This is a genomic window from Streptomyces pallidus (ex Mingjun et al. 2026) (assembly GCF_051550185.1).
Taxonomy (GTDB): domain Bacteria; phylum Actinomycetota; class Actinomycetes; order Streptomycetales; family Streptomycetaceae; genus Streptomyces.
Genome location: NZ_CP196182.1, coordinates 177,622 through 194,903, shown reverse-complemented (window position 1 = coordinate 194,903; position 17,282 = coordinate 177,622). Strand labels below are relative to the sequence as shown.

The 17,282-nt window shown below is 74.9% G+C and carries 12 protein-coding genes; 2 read left to right on the top strand and 10 right to left on the bottom strand.

Features of this window, described 5'->3' with window-relative positions:
• Positions 1–5 precede the first annotated feature (5 nt).
• The 5 genes from ACSHWO_RS35855 to ACSHWO_RS35835 form a co-directional block, all read right to left on the bottom strand.
• Positions 6–1,559, bottom strand: a complete 1,554-nt coding sequence (locus ACSHWO_RS35855) for an acyl-CoA carboxylase subunit beta (RefSeq protein ID WP_438319499.1) — start codon at positions 1,557–1,559, stop codon at positions 6–8.
• A 107-nt stretch (positions 1,560–1,666) separates the two neighbouring features.
• Entirely contained in the window at positions 1,667–3,952 is a 2,286-nt protein-coding gene (locus tag ACSHWO_RS35850; protein ID WP_438319498.1) for a condensation domain-containing protein, read from the bottom strand.
• Positions 3,953–4,058: 106 nt separating this feature from the next.
• Entirely contained in the window at positions 4,059–4,865 is an 807-nt protein-coding gene (locus tag ACSHWO_RS35845) for a 4'-phosphopantetheinyl transferase family protein (protein ID WP_438319497.1), read from the bottom strand.
• Positions 4,862–6,631, bottom strand: coding sequence for an acyl-CoA dehydrogenase (locus ACSHWO_RS35840; RefSeq protein ID WP_438319496.1), 1,770 nt, complete (start codon positions 6,629–6,631; stop codon positions 4,862–4,864). Before ACSHWO_RS35840 ends, ACSHWO_RS35845 begins: the two co-directional genes overlap by 4 nt.
• A 22-nt stretch (positions 6,632–6,653) precedes the next feature.
• Positions 6,654–7,613, bottom strand: coding sequence for an aromatase/cyclase (locus ACSHWO_RS35835; RefSeq protein WP_361101443.1), 960 nt, complete (start codon positions 7,611–7,613; stop codon positions 6,654–6,656).
• 298 nt (positions 7,614–7,911) lie between these two features.
• On the opposite strand from ACSHWO_RS35835, the gene ACSHWO_RS35830 reads away from it, so the two are divergent.
• The gene (locus ACSHWO_RS35830) at positions 7,912–8,670 is read left to right on the top strand and encodes a thioesterase II family protein (RefSeq protein ID WP_361101440.1); all 759 of its coding nucleotides are present in this window, start codon (positions 7,912–7,914) and stop codon (positions 8,668–8,670) included.
• A gap of 71 nt (positions 8,671–8,741) precedes the next feature.
• Here ACSHWO_RS35830 and ACSHWO_RS35825 read toward each other — a convergent pair whose 3' ends face one another.
• Positions 8,742–10,403: an FAD-dependent oxidoreductase gene (locus tag ACSHWO_RS35825; RefSeq protein WP_438319495.1), complete on the bottom strand. Its 1,662-nt coding sequence runs from the start codon at positions 10,401–10,403 to the stop codon at positions 8,742–8,744.
• Between the two features lie 32 nt (positions 10,404–10,435).
• Entirely contained in the window at positions 10,436–12,046 is a 1,611-nt protein-coding gene (locus ACSHWO_RS35820; protein WP_438319494.1) for a class I adenylate-forming enzyme family protein, read from the bottom strand.
• A gap of 384 nt (positions 12,047–12,430) precedes the next feature.
• Here ACSHWO_RS35820 and ACSHWO_RS35815 point away from each other — a divergent pair, with 384 nt between their 5' ends.
• Positions 12,431–13,849: a condensation domain-containing protein gene (locus ACSHWO_RS35815; RefSeq protein WP_438319493.1), complete on the top strand. Its 1,419-nt coding sequence runs from the start codon at positions 12,431–12,433 to the stop codon at positions 13,847–13,849.
• Positions 13,850–14,099: 250 nt separating this feature from the next.
• On the opposite strand, the gene ACSHWO_RS35810 is transcribed toward ACSHWO_RS35815, so the two are convergent.
• The 3 genes from ACSHWO_RS35810 to ACSHWO_RS35800 form a co-directional block, all read right to left on the bottom strand.
• Positions 14,100–15,359: a beta-ketoacyl-[acyl-carrier-protein] synthase family protein gene (locus ACSHWO_RS35810; protein WP_438319492.1), complete on the bottom strand. Its 1,260-nt coding sequence runs from the start codon at positions 15,357–15,359 to the stop codon at positions 14,100–14,102.
• Positions 15,356–16,087 carry a thioesterase II family protein gene (locus tag ACSHWO_RS35805; protein WP_438319491.1) on the bottom strand — a complete coding sequence of 244 codons (732 nt, stop codon included), beginning with the start codon at positions 16,085–16,087 and terminating at the stop codon, positions 15,356–15,358. Before ACSHWO_RS35805 ends, ACSHWO_RS35810 begins: the two co-directional genes overlap by 4 nt.
• Positions 16,088–16,247: 160 nt before the next feature.
• On the bottom strand, positions 16,248–17,069 hold the full coding sequence (locus tag ACSHWO_RS35800; protein WP_361101423.1) for an AfsR/SARP family transcriptional regulator: 822 nt from the start codon (positions 17,067–17,069) through the stop codon (positions 16,248–16,250).
• Positions 17,070–17,282 lie beyond the last annotated feature (213 nt).

Here is a 17,282-nt window from a genome sequence, read left to right as displayed (position 1 = left end):
GCGTCCTACAGGGGCAGGTTGCCGTGCTTGCGGCTCGGCTGCGGCGCGTCCTTGGAACTGAGCATCTCCAGCGTGGCGATCAGCCGGGAACGGGTCTCGGCCGGGTCGATGACGTCGTCCACCAGGCCGCGTTCGGCCGCGTAGTACGGGTGCATCAGCTCCGACCGGTACTGCTCGATCCGCTGCGCCCGGGTCGCGTCCGGGTCCTCGGAAGCCGCGATCTCCCGCCGGAAGATCACGTTCGCCGCACCCTCCGCTCCCATCACCGCGATCTCGTTCGACGGCCACGCCAACGCGACGTCCGCACCGATCGAACGCGAGTCCATCACGATGTACGCGCCGCCGTACGCCTTGCGCAGGACCAGGCTGATCCGCGGCACCGTCGCGTTGCAGTACGCGTACAACAGCTTGGCACCGTGGCGGATGATCCCCCGGTGCTCCTGGTCCACGCCCGGCAGGAACCCGGGCACGTCGATGAGGGTGACCAGCGGAACGGAGAACGCGTCGCAGAACTGCACGAACCGGGCGGCCTTCTCCGAGGCCTCGATGTCCAGGACGCCCGCCAGGTGCGCCGGCTGGTTCGCCACCACGCCCACCAGCCGACCGCCCAGCCGCGCCAGCGCGCACACCACGTTCTGCGCCCACTGACCGTGGACCTCGAAGTAGTCGCCGTGGTCGACGATCTCCTCGATCACCTCGCGGATGTCGTAGCCCTGGGCGGGACGCGCCGGGACGAGGTCCAGCAGCGCGTCGTTGCGGCGGTCGGCCGGATCGTCCTGGTCGCCGGCCGGGGCCAGTTCGCGGTTGTTCGACGGCAGCAGGGACAGCAGGTGCCGGACGTCCTCCAGGCAGCTGCGCTCGTCGTCGTGGACGAACGAGGCCACGCCGGAGACCAGGCCGTGGCTGTCGGCGCCGCCGAGGTGCTCCATGGTCACCGCTTCGCCCGTGACGGCCTGGACCACGTCGGGGCCGGTGATGAACATCTGGGACGTGCCGCGGACCATGAACACGAAGTCGGTGAGCGCCGGGGAGTACGCGGCACCGCCGGCGCACGGGCCCATGATGACCGAGATCTGCGGGATCACCCCGGAGTTGCGGACGTTGCGCCGGAAGATGCCGCCGTACCCGGCGAGGGCCGTGACGCCTTCCTGAATACGGGCGCCGGCGCCGTCACACAGCCCGACGATCGGCGCGCCGGCGGCCTCGGCCAGGTCCATCAGCTTGTGGATCTTCTCGGCGTGGGCCTCGCCCAGCGCGCCGCCGAAGATGCGGAAGTCGTGTGCGTAGACGAAGACGGTGCGGCCGTCGACCCTGCCCCAGCCCGTCACCACCCCGTCGGTGTAGGGCTTCTTGTCCTCGAGGCCGAAGCCCGAGGCCCGGTGCCGGCGCAGCCCTTCGATCTCGTGGAACGAGCCCTCGTCGAAGAGCAGCCCGATCCGCTCGCGGGCGGTCAGCTTGCCCTTGGCGTGCTGGGCGGCGGTCGCCCGGTCACCGGGACCGGCCTGGGCCAGGGCCCGTATCGCCGCGAGTTCCGTAGCGCGCTCCCGCAGGCTTTCCAACGGACTCTCCTCGACTGTGCTCGGACGGTGTGCTTTCGGCGTCCCAGCGTCGGGCCGGTGCCTGGAGCCCGGCTCGAACGCCGGTGTTCCGGCGGCCGGCGGGCCGCTCAGCCGGTCCGGGCGGCTGCCGTGGTCAGGGCCCGGGTGAGGCTGCGGGCCGAGTCCGGCCCGCCGTCGGCCGTCCCCGCGATCACGACGAGCGGCGGGTACCAGCCGTGCGCGGCGATCCGCTCGGCGATCTCGCAGGCGAGGGCGCCCGCTCCGGAGAAGCCGCCCAGGACGAGGGGCTCCCCGGTCGCGAGTGCCGGGCGCAGCGCGGTCAGGAAGTCGGCGGCGTCGGCCGGCCCGGTCAGCGTGGCGAGCGCCTCCGGCCCCGGGTACAGGCGGGCGGCCCGCGCGTAGCAGTCCTCCGGTGCGCCCGGCGGGGGGATCAGGCAGACCGTGCCGGCGCCCGGATGGGCGGCTTCTCCCAGCGGCTGCAGCACGGCGGGCCGGCCGGCGGTGGCCAGGGGCACGCGGGCGCCGGAGAGGAGGTTTAAGGCCTCGGCGACGGTCGTGGACGGGCCGACGGCGGCGGGGAGTTCGCGCAACAGGGTCGCGGTCTGCGCGAGGACCAGCTCGGCCGCCTCGTCGGAGAAGCGGGTGCGGTCGTACACGGAGGAGAGCACGAGCGAGCCGTCCGGCTCGTGTCGGGCGGTGAGGGTGAACGGCACGCCGGTGATCGGGTCGACGGCCTCCGCGGATCCCATTCGGATGCCTTCGGCGGCGAGCTCCTCGCGGTGGGCGCCCTCCCCGTGGCCCGCTCGGCCGGGCCGGCCGGTCGCGGCGGACGCCGGGGGTTCGAACACGAGCAGGGTCTCGGTGAGCGGGTCCTCGCGGCGGGAGGCGCCGGCCCACGCCCGGATCTGCCCGGTCGACACCCATTCGTAGGCGGCGGCGTCCAGCGCCTGCCCGGTCAGCTCCGCCAGCAGCCCGGGCACGGTCGTGGCCGGGTCGACGACGAGGTGCACGGGCAGCGGGTTGCGCAACGGGGCCGGCAACGCCTCGACCCCCTGGAGCGGGATGCCGCGACCGGAGACGCTGACGGCGAAGGCGACGGAACGCGGGCCCGGTACGGGACCGACGGCCGGCCGGTAGAGCTGGAGCGCCCAGGCCGCGTGCAGTGCGGTGCTCTCGGTGGCGCCCCGTTCGGCGGCCCAGTCGCGCAGCCGCGTCGCCTCGAAGGGGGTGAGGGTCTGCCGGGTACGGCCGTGTCCGAGCCGGCCGGTGGTGCGCCCGGCCGGGTGGGCGGGCAGGGTCGCGACGCCGGGTACGGGTGCGGCCTGAGTCCAGAACGCGCGGGCGGGCCCGAGGTCCTGGCGGCGCACCCACTGCAGGTGGTCGCGGACGTCGGGTCGGCGCTGCCCGCCGGGCGCCCGCCCGTCGGCGAGGTAGGCCCGCTGGAAGGCACCCAGCAGGATGCGGACGCTGCGGCGGTCCAGCAGGGCCTGGTGGTAGGTGACCAGGATCCGGGTGGAGGGGGTGCCGTCGCCGGTCGGGGGTTCGTCGAGCAGGGCGATGCGCAGCGGTCCGGGGTGGCGCAGGTCGAAGGGGCGGACCCGCTCCGCGGCCAGCAGGGCGTACCAGTCGGCGGTGCCGGCGCGGTGGCGGCGGATCTCGGGGACGGCGTGCGACCGGACGGCGATCTGCGGGCCGACATCACGTTCGGGCCGGGCCAGGCAGGCCCGCAGCACCGCTTCGCGGCCGGCGACCGACTCCCAGGCGGCGGTGAACCGGTCGGTGTCCAGGGGGCCGTGCCAGCGCCAGTGCACCTGCCCGACGTGGAGTCCCGCACCGGGGCGGGCCAGCGCGTCGAGGAGGACGTCCCGCTGGAGCGGGGCGGCGGGGAGGGCCGGTTCGACCCGCTGCCGTCCGGTGCCGTGGCGGGGGTCGGCGAGGGGTCCCCGCACGGGGGCCGCACCCGACCGGGCGGGCGCGGTCGCGCCCGCTCCGGGCGCACGGCCGTCGTCCGCACCGCACGCACCGGCATCGCCGTACGCGCCGGGAGCACAGGGATCGCCGGATCCGCCTGGATCACCGGGACCACCGGCCGGCCCGCGGCGACCGGACGCACCGTGCCCACCGCCCGCGGCGCGCGCCGCGGGAGCGGTGGCCGGTACGGGGGTCGCGCCCTCGGGCTGCGGCACGGCCAGCAGGTCCGCGAGGGTGCCCGCGGGGTAGGGCGGAGGGGGCAGCTGGAGCGTGTGGTGCGTCGCGGTGTGCCGTTTCAGCGTCGGGGTGCACGGCGGCAGCACCGCGAGCGCCGCCTCCAGGGCACGGGGTGTGAGCGGACCGTGCAGGTCGAGCGAGGGCGGCGGGCCGGGAGTGACGATCACCTGCACGGGCGCGGCCATCCGTTGCCTCCTCGGTCGGCTGGGTACGGGCATGGAAGGGTGACGAGTATGCAGACGACGGCCACGCGGCGCTGACACGGCGCTGACACGCCCGCGCCCTGGCGCCTCATCCGCCCGCCAGGCCCGCCTCCACGGCCCCCATGAAGCCCTCGTCGAGCATGGTGTGGACGGCGGTGTCGCGGGCGGCGTCCAGACCCGTGTCGTGGCAGGCCACACTCACCAGGTAGCGGCCGCCGAGCACCGGGTGGGTCTCGAAGGACCATTCGCCGCGGGAGGCCGGGGAGCCGTCGGGGGCGATCAGGTCGCCGCTCTCCAGACCGAAGCCGAACTGGGTGAACCCGAGCCGCAGTCCCTGCCCGAGCGCCTTGGTGTAGGCCTCTTTCAGGGTCCACAGCCGCAGCAGCTCGAAGGTCTGGCGGTCCTGGGACATGTGCTTGAGCTCCGCCTGCTCAGCGGGGGTGCACATCTGCCCGTGCAGCAGTTCGAAGGACATCCTGCGGCCGGCGGGCTCGGTGTCGACGCCGATCCGTCCGGTCCTGCTGACACCGGCCACGATGAGGTCGTCGGCGTGGCTCAGGCTCACGTCGATCTGGTCGAATCCGCGGATGTAGGGCCTTCCACCGATTTTGTACGCGAGGTCGAGCTCGGCCGGGTCCGTCTTCAAGACCGCGGCGGCCGTGTACTTCACGACCATGCGGGAGGTGACGAAGCGGTAGCGGGTCGCGGCGTCCCCGGTCCGCCGGTAGCGCTGCCAGTCGCGGCCGAGCAGTCGGCGCAGCCCGGGGTTCGAGAGCGCCGCGGTCAGCCATTCGCCCCAGGTCGCGGACACGACGGCGCTGCCGTCGCGTTCGAGGTTCGCGGCGACCGCGTCCCAGGGGCCGGCGGGGCCGGGGAGGTGGACGGGCGGCGTCATTGGCTGAGCCCATTGCCGTCGAGGTCGCAACTGAGGCCGGAGCGGTAGCGGCGGACGAGTTCGTCCAGCACCTGCTGGAGACAGCTGGCGGGCAGCTCGGGTGCGGCCATGCCCAGGCGTGCGGCGAGCCGGGACAGCGCGAGCAGGGCCCAGGCGGGCTCGGCGAGGAAGGGGTCGGAGCCGTCCTGCCCCTCCCAGACGCCGAGGACTGCGGCCGCTGCCTGGAGCACGGCGTACCGGTCGCTGAGGACCACGACGGCCGGGTCCGCCAGCGAGGCCCGGTCGGTGGGCAGGGCCGCGCACCGGGCGTGCAGGGCCCGCAGTTCGTTGACGAAGCCCTCGGCGAGTTCGCCGAGGAGGGCCATCTCGCCGCCGACGCCGCGGGTGCCGGCGAGGCGCCGGGCCGAGCCGATGAGCGAGGCGGACAGGAAGTCCTCCCCGCCGGCGACGCCGAGCAGCCGGTAGTCGAGCACGGGCAGGGCGGCCCCGCTGCGGAACAGCTCGTGCGGCGGCTCCTCGGCGCGGAACCAGGAGTGTTCGGCGAGGGAGCGCAGCTGGGGGACGATGACGGCGTGGCAGGCGGCCGTGCCCGCGTGGCCGAGACCGGCGACGGGCAGGTCCCGCATGAGCTTGTCGAGGGATCCGTACTGCGGGCTGCCGTGCTCGTAGCCGTGCGCGCCGAGGACGGTGGCCAGTTCCTCCAGGCTCTCCCGCAGCAGGTCCGGCACCACGTACTTGACGGCGGCGGCCAGGATGTCGGCGCACTGGGGCAGCAGGCTGAGCGCGCGCAGCGCGACCGTGGCCATGCTGTCGCAGGCCAGGATGTCGGCGAAGACCCCGGCGAGCGGCTTGTGCCAGCGCCGTGCGACGGGTCCCGTGCGTCCGGTGGACGCGGCGTGCACGGCCGAACGCAGCACGGTGTCGGCGGCGGCCACGGCGACGCCGGGGATCAGGCAGCGGTTGACCTGGAAGGTGCGCAGGGCCAGGGCGACCCCTTCGCCGGGACGGCCGACCAGGGCGTCGTCCGGGACGGGGCAGTGCGTGAACTCCAGGCCGGAGAACAGGCCCCCGCGCATGCCGGGGGTGGCGATGCGGGGCAGTCGGCGGACGCCTCCGGCGGGCAGCTCCGCGGGGTCGAGGAGCAGGACGGAGTGGCTGCGCGGGCCGCGTTCGGGCGCGGTACGGGCGTAGACGACGTAGGCGCCCGCCCGCGACGCGTTCATGATCACGTCCTTGCGGCCGTCGAGGGTGAGACCGCCGCCCGGCTGCGGGGTGGCGACGAGCTCGTCGCGCAGGATCGCGTTGGCGTGGGCGAGTTCGTGGTGGACGATCGAGGCCCGGCCGCCGCCGAGCAGCAGCTGCGCGGTGCGCTCCCGCTGCTGCGCGCTGCCCGCGGCCCAGACGGCGGCGGTCGCGAAGAGCGAGGTGATGCCGAAGCCGAAGCCGAGGGCCAGGTCCCGGCGGAACACCGGGCGCAGCACCTTGGCGAGCAGGTCGGCGCGGGTGAGGCGGCCGCCGAACTCGGCCGGCACGAACTCGGTCGCGAGCCCGGTCCCGGTCAGGAGCTCTTCCGTCGCGGCCGGCGGTTCACCGCGCGAGTCGGCGGCGCACAGTGCGGCGATGCCGTGCGGGTTGGCGGGGTCGTGCGGGTCGCCGAGGAGGGCCTCGAGCCGGGCGGCACGGCGCAGTGCCGCCGCCTCGTGGGAGGCGGCGGTCGTGGCGGGCGGGGCGTGCGCGGCGTCCGGCTCGAGCAGGGAGGTGGTCATGACGGGTCGATCAACTCCCGGTTCACAGGATTCGAATAGCGGATTCCGCGTGCCGCTTGGCGAGGTCCAGGACGGAACTGCTCTGCCGGCCGAGGAGTTCCCGTACGTGGTCACGGGCCTCCTCGATGCCGGTGCCCCGGCCCAGGACCGGCTCGACGGCCTCCTCGCGCAGCAGCACGCTGTGCTGGGCGACGGCCGTCACGCCCCTCTCGTCGGGGATCACCGACCATTCCCCGGTATGGGCTTCCAGTAGCAACGGCGTCCTGGTGTGCTTGTGGACGATCCGCAGCGCGTGCGGGAAACAGATCCGCACCGCCTCGGAGGTCTGCACCGCCGGACCGTCCCCGGACACCGTGTCCACGCGGACCCGTTGCACGCCGGGCTGCTCCTCGGTGACGTCGGCGCGAACGACGTGCGGGACGCGGCCTGGCCAGTCGGCGATGCCGCAGAGGAAGTCGTAGACGAGTTCGGCCGGGCCCTTGAGGCGGACGGACTCCTCGACGTTCAGCAGCAGGGCGTCCAGCCGTGTCCACCGCTCGGCGGTCTCCTTGAGCTGCGCCAGTTCGGCACGGCTGTTGGTGTCCGTGGCCCGCTCCACCCAGGAGGCGTCCTCGGGCCGGTCCCCGTCGACCGTGAACTCGTGGTCCAGGGTCAGCCGGCAGTGCCCGGCGCCCCGCGGCTCGACCGTCCAGCGGCCGCCCAGGGCCAGGGCGGGCGCCGCGGGAACCTCCTGGTGGAAGTCGATGCGGCGGGCCTGCGCGTCCAGCGTGCGCCGCGACAGCCAGGACTTCACGGTCCCGTTGGCCGTGGCCCACATCTGGAACCGGTCCTGGACGCCGTCGAAGTCGAGCCGTTCGACGTGGATGCTCGACGGCACCAACAGCGGCCACTGGGTGGTGTCGGCGATCAGCCCGTAGACGACGCCTGCCGGCGCCGCCACGTCCACCGCGTACGTCCTGCGATGCACTCGCTCACCCGTCATCGGCTCAACCTTCTCTCGCCTTTGCTCTTGAGATTGCCGGGATCGACCGGAGGACCGCTTGAACCCGCCTCGACTCCTCGAAGGGATTTCGAGGGGTTCCGGACCGCCGCGCGCCCGGCGCCGTGCAGGGTGCGGCCGCTGCCCGCGGCCGTCCGCCCGGCGGGGCCGCCGGAAGCGCGCCGGAAGGCCGGTCGACGTTCCTTCGAGGGCGGGTCCGCACCGGCCGGTCCCGGGTTCCGCCCGGTCGGCGGGCCCTGCACCCTGGAACCCGGTCGTCTACAGCAGGGAGCGGGAATCCATGAACGGGCACGACAGCGGTGCGGAGTGGTTCCGCGCCTTCACTCCCGCCCCCGGGGCGGACGTGCGGCTGCTCTGCCTGCCGCACGCCGGTGGGTCCGCCAGCTTCTACTTCCCCTTCGCCAAGGCCCTCCCGCCCTCCGTCGAGGTGCTGGCCGCGCAGTACCCGGGCCGCCAGGACCGGCGACTGGAGCCGCTCGTCGGGGACATCGCCACGCTCGCCGACATGATCACCGAGGCGCTCTCGGGCTACCGGGACAAGCCGCTGGCCGTCTTCGGCCACAGCATGGGAGCCGTGACCGGCTTCGAGGTCGCCCGGCGTCTGGAGGCGCGCGGTGACGGGCCCGTCGAGCTGTTCGTGTCGGGACGCAGGGCGCCCTCGACCAGCCGCAGCGAACGCTGGCACCTGGCCGGCGACGCCGAGCTGGTCGCCGAGATCAAGTCCCACGACGCCGCGGGCACCGAGCTGCTGGACGATCCCGAGATGCGGGCCGTCCTGCTGCCGACGATCCGCGGCGACTACCGGGCGGTGGAGACGCACGTCCACGAGCCCGGTGCCACCGTCCGCTGCCCGATCACGGCGCTCACCGGGGACGTCGACCCCAAGGTCACCGTCGAGGAGGCCCTCGCCTGGGAGCGGCACACCACGGGCGGCTTCCGCTCGGAGGTCTTCTCCGGGGGGCACTTCTACCTGAGTGACCACCAGGACGCGGTGATGCGGACGGTGTCCGCGCGGCTGTCCTCGCTGATCGGCTGCTGATCGGCTGCTGATCGGCTGCTGATCAGCAGCCGATTGCCGGGCGGCGCGGCGCGCCCGCGCCGGGCCGCGGTTCAGCGCACCCCGGCGAGCACCGGCCGCGCCGCGGGCTCCGCAGGGCCTGTTTGCCGGCCCAGCGGGACCATAGCCCTCTCCAGGACCCAGTCGCCCAGCAAGGTGCCACCGGCGGCGAAGTACCCGTCGGGCCGGATCAGCACCCAGCCACCGGGCCGGAGGGCCAGCGCCTCCCGCAGTCGACCGTCCAGGTCGGGCAGATGCCCAGGGCCGTCGCCGGGCGTCCCGCCGACGGTCCGCACCGACAGCCAGGCGGCGTGCTCGGCGGCAGCGGCGGCGGCCGAGGTCCGGGCCCCGTGCGGGCCGCCCGCGGCGTACAGCAGCGACCATCGGGGGTCGCGCAGTTCCTCCCTGAGCGCCTCCCCGCCCGGGTCGCCGGGGCAGCGCGCGGCAGCGGCGGCGGCGCGGCTGCCGGCCGGGATGCCTCCGCCGAGGCCCGAGGTGGTGAGGGAACTGCGCGGGTAGGCCAGGCGCAGCCCGGACATGCCGCCGAGCACCTTGCGCTGGATGGCCCGGCGCAGCGGAGGGACCCTGCGCACGACGCCGAAGACCAGGGGCAGCATCAGCCCGGCCATGACGTTCTTGAACTGGACCAGGAAGGTGGCCTTGCGGGTGCTGTCCAGCAGCATCTTGCCGATCGGCACGCGCTCTTCGCCGTAGGTGGCGAGCAGTTCCCTTCCGGCCTGGCCCTGTGCGACCTGGGCGAGTTTCCACGCCAGGTTGTAGGCCTCCTGGATGCCGGTGTTCATGCCCTGGCCTGAGGCGGGGCTGTGCACGTGGGCGGCGTCGCCCGCCACGAAGCAGCGGCCCTCGTGCATCCGCGGCACCATGCGCTGCTGGAAGGTGAAGACGGAGGTCCACCGGGGGTCCCCCACGCTCACCGGCTGCCCGAGCCCCGCGCTGAGCTTGGCTCCGAAGCGGCTCTCGGGGGCGGCCTCGCCGGGTCCGCGGGGTGCGGTGTCCAGCAGCCGCCAGTGCCCGTCCTGCCGGTACGGGACCATCATCAGGGCCTGCCGGCCCGTGTGCACCCAGTAGATGGTGTCCGGGGGGAGGTCGGTGGTCACCTGCGCGTCGGCCAGTTCCCAGGTCTCGCTGGACTCGCCGATGAGCGGCAGCCCGAGCTGCTTGCGGACCGTGCTGTGTCCGCCGTCGCAACCGACCAGCCAGGGGACCTCGTACTCCTCCCGGGTGCCGTCGGCCCGTTCCAGGCGGGCCCGCACGCCGGATCCGTCCTGTTCGAGGCCGGTGAGCCGGACGCCCCATTCGATACGGACGCCGAGCCGGGCCAGGGCCTCGCGCAGCACCGCCTCGGTGCTGGTCTGCTCGATGATGACGGTGTACGGGTAGCGGGTGGGCATGGTGGCGTAGTCGGCCTCCAGTCGCACCAGTTTGCGGCCCCGCGCGAACATCGTGAACGCGCGGTTGCAGCGCCCGGCCTCGACCACCGGCCCCACGACGCCCATCTGGTCGAAGGTCTCCAGGGTGCGCGGGTGCACGGCCACGGCGCGGCTCGTGCGGGCGGGTCCCTCGGCGCCGTCGATCAGCCGCACCCTCAGGCCCCTGCGGGCCAGTTCGTGGGCGGCCGTCAGACCGACCGGGCCGGCGCCGACGACGAGGACCTGGGCGGGCTCGGACATCGGCTGGGGGGCGGGAGTCACCACGGTTGTCGCTCCTCGATCGGGTGGGTTGGGGGTCACGCGGCGGCTTCGGCCGCCGCCTTGGCGTGGACGGTCCGGCGCAGGGCCCGGCGCTCCGGCTTGCCGACGGGCGTACGGGGCACGGAGTCGACGATCTCGACGCGGCGGATCTGCTCGAACGGCGCCAGCCGCTCGTTGGCCCGCGTCACGATCGCCTCGAGCACGTCCGCCGGTTCCGGCGTGGTCGGATCGCGCAGCACGATCCCGGCCCACACCAGCGCCCCGTGGACCGGGTCGGGCCACCCGACGACGATGCAGTCCGCGACGCGCGGGTCCTCGGCGAGGATCCGCTCGACGGCGGTCGGGGAGACGAGCTCGTTGTCGTACTTGAAGACGTCCCCGATCCGGTCGACGAGGAACAGGGCGCCGTCCTGGTTGACGTAGCCGACGTCCCCGGTGGAGAACCAGCCGTCGGCGTCGACGCCCGCCCGGCTGGCGTCGCCGAGGTAGCCGCTCATCAGCTGGGGTCCGCGGACCTGGACCTCGCCGGTGCCGTACACGTCGACCGGCCCCCGGGAGACGAGGTCGACGATCCGGCACTCGGTGCCCGGCACGGGGGTGCCGACCGAGCCGCTCACGGGGCTCGCGGGGTCCTGGCTGTGGGCCAGCGGGGAGAGTTCGGCCATCCCGTAGCCCTGGACGACGGGGACGCCGAGCCAGTCCCGCAGCGTGCGGGCGACGGCGGGGGCCAGCGCGGTGCCCCCGGACAGCACGGCCCGGAGCTGCAGCCCGGCCGGCCGCGCGGGGCCGCCGGCGCCCTGCCCCCCGGCACCGACGGCTCCGGCGAGCCGGTGCAGCCGGGCAGGCAGCCCGTAGAAGTGCGTGGCCCCCGTACGGGCGGCCAGGGCGAGCGCGGCCTGCGGTGCCGGGTCGGTGCACAGCACCTGGCGGGCGCCCGCGAACACGGCCGAGTTCAGGTGCATGACGTGGTAGAGCGGCAGGTGGTTGAGGGTCACGCTGTCGCTGCCGAGGCCGTGGGCCCGGGCCGTCTGGGCGGCGTTGGCCACCAGGTTGCGGTGGCTGAGCCGCACTCCGCGGGGCAGGCCTGTGGTGCCCGTCGTGAACTGTATGCAGGCGTCGGCGTCCAGGTCGGCGGGCTCGGCCCCGGCCCTGCCGGGATCGTGGGCCGCGGTGGGCGCCTGTGCCAGGGCGACGGCCAGCGGCAGGGTGTCCGCGGGCACCACCCCGTCGGGCGCGTCGGTCACGACGATCTCGGCGAGGGACGGCAGCTGCTCGCGCGCCTTGACGAGCAGTTCGGCCGTCTCCCGCGGCACCAGGGCGACCTCGACCTCGGCGGTGGCGCACACGTGCACCAGGCCCGCCTCCTTGATCAGCGGGTTGATCAGGACGACGGTGTTGCCGCTGCGCACCGTGCCGTAGTAGGCGGCGGCGAAGTCCGCGTCGAGGACGTTCGCGACGCCGACGCGGGCCCCCCGCCGGCCGATTCGGTGCCGGAGGTAGGCCGCGTACCGGTCGGCCCGGTCGTCGAGTTCGGCGAAGGAGACTTCGTCCGCGGCGGTCCGGACGGCGCAGCCGGCGGGGTCGCGGACGGCGGCCCGGCGCAGCAGGGCGTCCAGCGGCAGTTCGGGGTACGTGAAGCGCGGCACGGCTCGTTCCTCACTGGTCGGGCGGGGTGGGGGGCCCGGGCGGGCTCCTCGCACGCGGCGGCGACGGCGCGACCGCGGGCCGGCTACCACCGTCGGCACCCGCACTCGAAGCGGCGTCGAAGGGTGCTCAAGCACCACCAGGGGACGGGCCCCGGACGCACGCCGGAGCCCGGCCGGCAGCCGCCAGGGCCCGCCGCGGGCCCGCCCCGGCCGTCGGGGTCGACAGCCACCACACGGGCGACGGACGGACGCTCGAGAAACCGGCCCGACACGCGCCGCACGGCCTACCGTTCGCACCATCCGAGAACGGCGATCCCGTGAGGGGAGCGCGATGACACCGACGAGCCCCGCTGGGCCCCTGATCGCCGGGAAGGTGTGGAACCGATGACGACGGTACTCGAGGACGGGAGCCGCGCCCGGGCCCCGCTGGCGGCGGCCCCGGGCCCTGCGCGCGGAGCGGACCCCGACCCGGGCCCCGGTGGGGTCCCGCTGCTGCCCCGGCCCGCCGTGCGGGGCCCCCGGCACTTCGCGGCCTCGCCGAGCCAGGAGGCCCTGTGGTCCGGGCTCGCGGACCGGACCGCCCCACCGGTGGTGCTGGGGGCCCTCCGGCTGACCGGGCGGCTGGACGTGCCGGCCCTGGCGGCCGCGTGGCGAACGGTCTCGAACCGGCACGAGACGCTGCGCAGCGGCTACCGCATGCACGGGGGCGTCCTGACGCAGGTGGTGTCGGGAGAGCCGCAGTGGCCCCTGCCGGTCTCACTGGCGGAGGTCCTGCCGTCGCAGGTGGCCAAGGCGATCGCCGCGGAGCGGGAGCTTGCGTTCGATCTGGCCCGCGGGCCGCTGGCCCGGCTGCGCCTGCTGCGCCGCGGGCCGGGCGACCACGTGGCCGTCTTCGTCCTGCACCACCTGATCGCCGACAGCGCCGCGCTGGAGCTGCTCGTCGCCGAACTCGCCGCCGCCTACCGCGGTGTGCTGCCGGACCGGCCGGCAGCCCAGTATGCCGACGTCGCCGCCTGGCAGCGGCAGCGGTCGGCAGAGGGCCACGACGCCGAGAGCACCCGGTACTGGCGGCGGCGGCTGAGCGGCGCGGAACCGGCGGTCCTGCCCTGGGACCTGGCCCCGCCGGGCGGCGCGGAGCACACCGCGGGCATCGCGCGGACGCTGTCGTTCCCGCTGCCGCCGGAGCTGGTCGCCAAGATCGCGGAAGCCGCCCGGCGGCACGGCACGAGCGTGCAGGTGGTGGGCCTCACCGCCTTCCAGCTGCTGCTGGCCTGCTGGTCGGGGCAGCGGGACGTGTGCGTGCGGGTTCCGGTGCCGGAGCGCGGGCGGGCCGGGGAGCCGCCGATGCTGGCCCGGCTGTCCGAGGCGGTGGTGCAGCGGACCGACCTGACGGGCACGCCGTCCTTCGGCGAGGTCGTCGACCAGGTCCGGCTCACCAGCGCCTGGGACTTCGCCCACCACGGGATCCCGCTGGAGCCGGTGGCCGCGCAGATGCGTCGCCCGGGCCTGGTGGAGCAGCTGGGCCACGTGCAGTTCGGCGGCGTCGACGCGCCGCCGGCCGGTGGCTCCCGCTGGGGGGCCGTGCCGTGGGGCGGGCGGCTGCGGGCCGAGCCCTTCGCCATCTGTCCGGGCCCCGCGGCCCGGCCGCTCGCCTTGCTGCTCCGGCACGACGGTCAGACGGCGCGCTTTGCGGTCACGTTCGACTCGGCCCTGTTCTCCGAGGCCCGGATCCGACAGCTGGGCGCCGACTACACCGGGATGTTGACCGACGTCGCCGACCACCCCCGTGAGCGCTTCCGCTGACAGCCGTACGGGGCGCACCGGCCCGGCCGCACCCACCGCCGGGCCGACCCCCCGGAACCGGCCCCGAGGGCGGAGCCGCCCGCACGGGCCGAACCAGTCGCTCGGGCCGAACCAGCCGCACGGTTCGAGCCGGCCGCACGGGCCGGAAGGGCGTGCCGGAACGAGAGGACCCTGCCCGGAGCGCCCCGCGGGATCCGGAGCACCCGCCGGGTCAGGAGCGCCCCGCCGCGTCAGGAGCGCTCCGGGCGGGTCACGGGCGCTCCGGGCGGGTCAGCACCAGTGCGCTCTGGAAGCCGCCGAACCCGCTTCCCAGGACCAGCACCGAGTCCGTGTCCTGTTCCCGGACGGCTCCGGGGACGTGGTCGAGATCGCACTCGGGGTCGGCCACCTGCAGGTTCGCCGTGGGCGGCACGGTCCCGTACGCGATCGTCAGGGCCCCCGCGGCGGCCTGGAGGGCGCCGGTCGCACCGAGGGGGTAGCCGGTCATCGAGGAGATCGCGCTGACGGGCACGCGGTGGGCGTGCGGGCCGAGGGCCCGCTTGACGGCCGCGGTCTCGTGCCGGTCGCCCTGCCGGGTACCCGAGCCGTGCGCACTGACGTGTCCGACGGCGGACGGGTCCACGCCGGCCTGGTCGAGCGCCGCCACGATGGCCTCGGCCAGTTCCGCGCCGTCGGCGCTGAGCCCGGTCATGTTCCCCCCGCCTCGGGCGCGGCTCGCGTGGCCGGAGACCTCCGCGTAGATCCGGGCGCCGCGGCTGCGGGCCCGCTCCCGTTCCTCGAGGACCAGGACGGCCGCTGCCTCGCCGAGCACGAAGCCGTCGCGGGCGCGGTCGAACGGCCGTGCCGCACTCCGCGGTTCCGCGTTGCGGCGGGAGGTGATGCGCACGGTGTCGCAGCAGGCCATGGTGACGGGGGCGAGCGGGGCTTCGGCGGCTCCGGCGAGCACGATGTCGGCGCTGCCCTCACGGATCAGGTCGGCGCCGTGTCCGAGCGAGTCCAGGCCCGCGGTGCAGCCGCTGGCGACGAGCGCGACGGGCCCCTGCGCGCCCACGTCCCGGGCCACGTCGGCGGCCAGCGAAGCGGGCACCACGTAGTCGTACAGGTGGGGTACGGCCAGGGTGTGGTCGACCAGCCAGCGGCCGCCGACGTGGCTGGCCACGGCGTACTCCACGCTCAGTTCGGCGGCGCAGCCGAGCGCCGTGCCGAGCGCGACCGCGGTGCGCAGCGGGTCGAGCGAGGCCGCCGTTCCGCTGTCGGCGAGCGCCTCGCGGGCCGCGGCGAGCGCGAACTGGGTGACGCGGGCGAGCCCGGCGGCCGCCGGGGCGGCCAGCCCGTGCTCGGCCGGGTCGAAGTCGACCTCGGCGGCGATGCGCGAGCACAGCGGCCGCGCGTCGAAGGAAGTGACCGGGCGGGTGGCCGAGCGTCCGGAGGTCAGCAGCGACCAGAAGCCCCTGGTGCCGCCGCCGCCCGGGGTGACCACGCCGATGCCGGTGATGACCGCTCCCCTCACCGCCCAGACCGCCCCACCATCCGGCAGGCCCGCCCGAGCAGTTCCGGCAGTGCGCGGTCGCGTACGAAGAAGTGCCCGCCGGGCACGGTGCGCAGTTCGAACCGCTCCGTGGTCCAGCGGCTCCAGCCGCGGAGCGGTTCGGCCGGTCCCACCGGGTCCTCGGCCCCCGCGACGGCCAGCACCGGAACGGGCACCGGGCCACCGGTGTCCGGGTCCAGCGCGGCGGCCCGCAGGTCGGCGGCCAGCCGCAGGTCGTCGCGGAGCACGGGCAGCACGAAGCGCCGCCACAGGTCGGGGCCGGCGCCGGCCGGCAGACCGTCGATGTCCTGCGTCCTGCGGTGCAGTTCGTCGTCGGGTGCGTCGGCGGGGAAGGCCGGCTCCCCGGGTGCGTCGGGCGGCGGGAGGGCGCCGACGGCCAGCAGCGCGGGCAGCGGCAGCCCGGCCGCGTGCAGGGCGCGGGTGAGGGTGTAGGCGATCAGCCCGCCGAGGCTGTGCCCGTACAGGACGTACGGTCCGGCCGGCCGGTCACCGAACAGGTCGTGCAGGTCTGCGAGGAGCGCGGCGCGGGTGGTGACCCGTGCTTCACGGCGCCGCCCGTCCCGGCCGGGCAGCAGCCGCGGCTCGGGGGCGACACCGGGGCCGAGCAACCCGCTCCAGCGGTGGAAGGCCGAGACCCCGGCTCCCGCGTGTGCGAAGCACACCAGCCGCACGTCCTGTTCCCGTGCCATGCCTCGTCCTTCTCCTCGCCCGCCGTATCCACCCCACCCTGCCCAGCCCCGCTCGAAGTCCGCTCGAGGTCCGGTGGAGGTCCGGTGGAGCGGATGCCGGAGCCGGGCATGCCGCTGCGGACCGCGGCCGGTGGCCTCGGTCCGCAGGGGGCGACGCAGCTCAGGCCGCGTACAGGTCGAACGTGGAGCCGCGGCGCGGCCCCGCCACCACGTCCAGCGCCGGATCGACCGTCAGCATCGCCTGGTGCAGGCGCTGGAGCTGCGGCGAGGGCTCGACACCGAGCTCTTCGATGAGGCGCAGCCGCAGCCGGCGGTAGACGTCGAGCGCAGTGGCCTGGCGGCCGGAGCGGTAGAGCGCCACCATCGCCTGCGAGTGCAGGCCCTCGTGCTGCGGGTGCCGGGCGATCAGCTCGGTGAGCTCGGCGAGGAGCTCGGTGTGCCGGCCGAGCCGCAGGTCCGCGTCGATGCGTCGCTCGACGGTCACCAGCCGGCTCTCCTCCAGGCGCATGACCTCTATCTCGAGGATGGGTCCCACGCGTACGTCGACCAGGGCCGGGCCCTGCCAGAGGGCGAGGGCGCGGCGCAGGCTGGTGGCCGCCTCCTCGTCCCGACCGGCGTCGAAGGCGCTCTGCCCGTCGGCCACCAGCCGCTCGTACTCGTGCACGTCCACGCTCTCCGGGGCGATCTGGAGCAGATAGCCGCCGTGCCGCGTGGCCAGCACCTCCTTGGCCCCGTTCGGGGCGCCCGGCCCCATGGCGGTGCCGAGTCTCCTGCGCAGCTGGAGTATGTAGGTCTGCAGGGTGGTGAGCGCGCTCTGCGGCAGGTCCGTGCCCCAGACCTCCTCCATCAGGGTCGGGACGGGCATCACCCGCCCCGGGTAGAGCGCCAGCAGCGCCAGGATCTGGCGCGGCTTGCCGGCCGTCGGAACAATCGAGCCCCCGTTGACTTCGGCACTCAACGGACCCAGAACCTGAATCTTCACGGTTTCCTCCGCAAGTGGTCGAGTTCCCATCGATTTCAAGCCTTCGAATCGGCACAGTAGCCGGACCCAGGGCGGCATCCCGAATTCCTCTAGTACCTGTCGAGTGCGCCTCCAACAGCGGCTCTTTCACGCGCGGGACGAACTGCTAGATTTCCTTCGGGGATGATGGCCGGAGCGTAATCGAACGCCCAGTTCGGCTGGTCTTTCCGAGAT

Excerpts from the sequence above, each read along its gene's own strand:
- ACSHWO_RS35850 (WP_438319498.1), bottom strand. The coding sequence starts at position 3,952 with ATGGCCGCGCCCGTGCAGGTGATCGTCACTCCCGGCCCGCCGCCCTCG.
- ACSHWO_RS35845 (WP_438319497.1), bottom strand. The coding sequence starts at position 4,865 with ATGACGCCGCCCGTCCACCTCCCCGGCCCCGCCGGCCCCTGGGACGCG.
- ACSHWO_RS35840 (WP_438319496.1), bottom strand. The coding sequence starts at position 6,631 with ATGACCACCTCCCTGCTCGAGCCGGACGCCGCGCACGCCCCGCCCGCC.
- ACSHWO_RS35835 (WP_361101443.1), bottom strand. The coding sequence starts at position 7,613 with ATGACGGGTGAGCGAGTGCATCGCAGGACGTACGCGGTGGACGTGGCG.
- ACSHWO_RS35830 (WP_361101440.1), top strand. The coding sequence starts at position 7,912 with ATGAACGGGCACGACAGCGGTGCGGAGTGGTTCCGCGCCTTCACTCCC.
- ACSHWO_RS35815 (WP_438319493.1), top strand. The coding sequence starts at position 12,431 with ATGACGACGGTACTCGAGGACGGGAGCCGCGCCCGGGCCCCGCTGGCG.
- ACSHWO_RS35805 (WP_438319491.1), bottom strand. The coding sequence starts at position 16,087 with ATGGCACGGGAACAGGACGTGCGGCTGGTGTGCTTCGCACACGCGGGA.